2 protein-coding genes and 1 pseudogene are annotated in these 3,578 nt (G+C 66.5%); all 3 read right to left on the bottom strand.

Annotated features, from left to right (window positions below; all coding sequences use genetic code 11):
• Positions 1-512 (bottom strand): annotated as a pseudogene (locus tag IC50_RS12600) (hypothetical protein); the annotation flags it as partial.
• A gap of 187 nt (positions 513-699) precedes the next feature.
• Positions 700-2,625, bottom strand: a complete 1,926-nt coding sequence (ftsH, locus tag IC50_RS12595) for an ATP-dependent zinc metalloprotease FtsH (protein ID WP_035704662.1) — start codon at positions 2,623-2,625, stop codon at positions 700-702.
• A 277-nt stretch (positions 2,626-2,902) separates the two neighbouring features.
• Positions 2,903-3,578 (bottom strand): ATP-binding protein (locus IC50_RS12590; protein WP_035704661.1); only part of this gene is annotated, 676 nt, incomplete at its 5' end.

Raw genomic sequence — 3,578 nt, 5'->3', positions numbered from 1 at the left:
GGCGGCGCCCCGCCACGATCCATGCAGCGCACCAGGGCCGCGGCCCAGGTCACCATGATCGGCAGCACGAGCACGTGTGGCCGTGCCAGCATGTGCGGCGCCAACAAGATGACGGCCGCGATCACCATGAGCAGCGTCTGGGTCGGCGAAAGCTCGCGCAGCAGGAAGAAGGCCAACAGGCCAAAGGCGAGCGCTATCGCCGCCGCGGCGACAATGACGACGCCTGGCCAGCCGGAAAGCGTGTAGGCTGCGGCATAGATCACCTCCGAGAGCCATTCGAACGTGATCCAGGGCGCGCCGTGCTTGGAAAAGGAGAAAGGATCATTCACCGGCAGGGTGCCATGCGCCATGATCCAGCGCCCGAGCTCGATATGAGAATAGCTGTCGGGATCACCGAGCAGCCGCGGTCCAACGATGAGCAGCAGGGCATAGACGCCGAGGCCCACTGCCCAAGGGAGCGCTGCACGTGCCGAAAACGGTTGAACCGCGCTGTGGACGACCTGGTCGGACATGACGGGCCAAAGTAGAACGCAACCGTTAAGTTCTTCTTTAATGTTTCTCGCATTCGCGCCAAGGCGGGGTCAGGAGCGCCGTGTCAAGCGTCGCGCGTTTCGCTCGCGCCGGGGATGTCCTGAACCAGCCACCAAAAAAAACGCGGCGTTTCCGCCGCGTCTTTCAATCTCGTCTGCCTGCCAGCAACTACGCCTGCGGCTGCGGCTCCAGGCCGGGATCCGCATCGGGCCGCGGGCGCGGCGACTTGCCGGCCGGGGGCACGGCGGAGGCGCGCGGCGTGGTCGGCTCGAGCACGGATTCGCGGTTCGGCTTCTTGCCCTTCAAGAGATCGACGATCTCGTCGCCGGTCAGCGTTTCGAACTCGAGCAGGCCCTTGGCAAGCGCTTCGAGGTCGGCGCGCTTCTCGGTGAGGATGCGGGTCGCTTCCTGATAGCCCTCCTCGACCAGGCGCTTGATCTCGGAATCGATCTTCTGGACGGTCGCTTCGGACGCGTTCTGCGTGCGCGATACCGACATGCCGAGGAAGACCTCGTCCTGGTTCTCGCCATAGGAGACGGTGCCGAGCTCTTCCGAGAGGCCCCAGCGCGTCACCATCATGCGGGCCAGGCGCGTGGCCTGCTCGATGTCTGAGGCGGCGCCCGAGGTCACCTTCTCGCGACCGAAGATCAGCTCTTCGGCGACGCGGCCGCCCATCATGATGGCGAGGCGCGAGGTCATCTGCTCCAGGGACATCGACAGCTTGTCGCGCTCCGGCAGTTGCATGACCATGCCGAGCGCACGGCCGCGCGGGATGATGGTCGCCTTGTGGATCGGATCGGTCGCCGGCACGTTGAGGCCGACGATGGCATGGCCGCCCTCGTGATAGGCCGTCAGCAGCTTCTCTTCCTCGGTCATGACGAGCGACTTGCGCTCGGCGCCCATCATCACCTTGTCCTTGGCCTCCTCGAACTCGGCCTGCGTCACCATCCGCTTGTTGCGGCGGGCGGCGGTGAGCGCAGCCTCGTTGACGAGGTTCATCAGGTCGGCGCCGGAGAAGCCCGGCGTGCCGCGCGCGATGGTCTTGAGGTTGATATCCGGCGCCAGGGGCACCTTGCGGACGTGAACCTTGAGGATCTGCTCGCGACCGACGACGTCGGGATTGGGCACCACGACCTGGCGGTCGAAGCGGCCCGGGCGCAGCAGCGCGGGATCGAGCACGTCGGGCCGGTTGGTCGCGGCAATCAGGATCACGCCCTCGTTGGCCTCGAAGCCGTCCATCTCGACCAGCAGCTGGTTCAGCGTCTGCTCGCGCTCGTCATTACCGCCGCCGAGGCCGGCGCCACGGTGACGACCGACGGCGTCGATTTCGTCGATGAAGATGATGCAGGGCGCGTTCTTCTTGGCCTGCTCGAACATGTCGCGCACGCGAGAGGCGCCGACGCCGACGAACATCTCGACGAAGTCAGAACCGGAAATGGTGAAGAACGGCACGTTGGCTTCGCCCGCGACCGCACGCGCGATCAGGGTCTTGCCGGTGCCGGGAGGGCCGACCAGCAGCACGCCGCGCGGAATGCGGCCGCCGAGGCGCTGGAACTTGCCGGGATCGCGCAGGAACTCGACGATCTCCTGCAGGTCCTGCTTGGCTTCGTCGACGCCGGCGACGTCCTCGAAGGTGACGCGGCCATGCGCCTCGGTCAGCATCTTGGCGCGCGACTTGCCGAAGCCCATCGCCTTGCCGGCGCCGCCCTGCATCTGCCGCGACAGGAAGATCCAGACGCCGATCAGCGCGATGAAGGGCAGCCAGGAGACCAGCAGCGAGACGAACCAGGGCACGTTGTCGCCCGGCGGCTTCGCGGTGATCTGCACCTTGCTGTCGTAGAGACGCTTCACCAGCGTCGGATCGTTCGGCGCGTAGGTCTGGAAGCTCGAGCCGTTGGTGAAGGTGCCGTGGATGTCAGGTCCCTGGATCACGACGTCGCGCACATTGCCGCGGTCAACTTCGCTCAGGAGCTGGGAGAAGGCGATGTCCTGCGAGGAGGCCCGCTGACCCGGATTCTGAAACAGCGTGAACAACGCCAACAGCAGCAAAACAATGATGACCCAGAGGGCGAAATTGCGCAGATTGGCGTTCATCGATCTTCCTTCGTGGTCGCGCGGATCGCGACCCTGATCCTTGGGCAGTGGCTTTGGTCAATGCGAGGAAATCCCAAGGAATCCTCATCGTTAGACGGATACAATTTAGGTGCCGCCCCGGTCGCTGCCAAGGGAACGAGATGGGACTATTTATCCCATCTTAGAGCGATTCCCGCGGAAATAATGGCGTCCGATCGGGGGTTTTTCCGGCCTGGTTAAGGTGGCCTGACGGTGCGGAGGCGAACCGGCCGGTGCCATGATCCGCCCTCCTTCGTGCTCATCTCCTGGCGCGCCGCCGGGCCGGTGCCGGCGCGATGTGGATACGCCCGCCGGCAAGGCTGATCAAGGCTCCCGCGAGGGTCTGCTTCAGGACCGGCCGGCCCGTCGCGCCGGCGCGGAGACTCGCGGCCACGGCCTGGTCCAATGCGAACATCAGGGCTTCGACCTTGCCGAGTTCCGCCGGCCCTTCGTGTCCGAGCGCGTTGATGGCCCGCAGCAGGAGCCGCAGCCGGACCTCCTCCGGCAGGGCGGCAAAGGCCGAGGCCTCGAAGCTTCGGACGCCCGCCTGCGGCGCAAGGCCGCGATCCCGCAAACGGAGGAAGCGCTCGGCGCCGTCGGCCAGCACCTCGACCGCCGCGTTGGCCCGCGCCAGCCTTGCCGCGAGCCGCGCCAGGTTGCGGGCATCGCCGCCCTCGGCCGCGAGAAGCGGCAGCAGCGCCCGCAGCCGCGGCCGGGTGAAGGCGGTGTCCCGGTTGGTGGGGTCCTCGGCAAAGCCGAGCTTCGCCCGCCTCAAGGTCGCGATCAGCTGCGACTTCGGAACATCGAGCAGCGGACGCGCCAGCACGATGCCGTCGCGCTCGCTGAGAGGAGCCATGGCCGACAGCCCGGCAAGTCCGCTGCCTCGGAACAGGCGCATCAACAGGGTCTCGGCCTGGTCGTCGCGGGTGTGGGCA

The sequence above is a fragment of the Bradyrhizobium genomosp. I (2014) genome (assembly GCF_000261685.1).
Taxonomy (GTDB): Bacteria; Pseudomonadota; Alphaproteobacteria; order Rhizobiales; family Xanthobacteraceae; genus Bradyrhizobium.
Note: the sequence above shows the minus strand (reverse complement) of the source record. Positions and strands in the feature narration are given on the sequence as shown.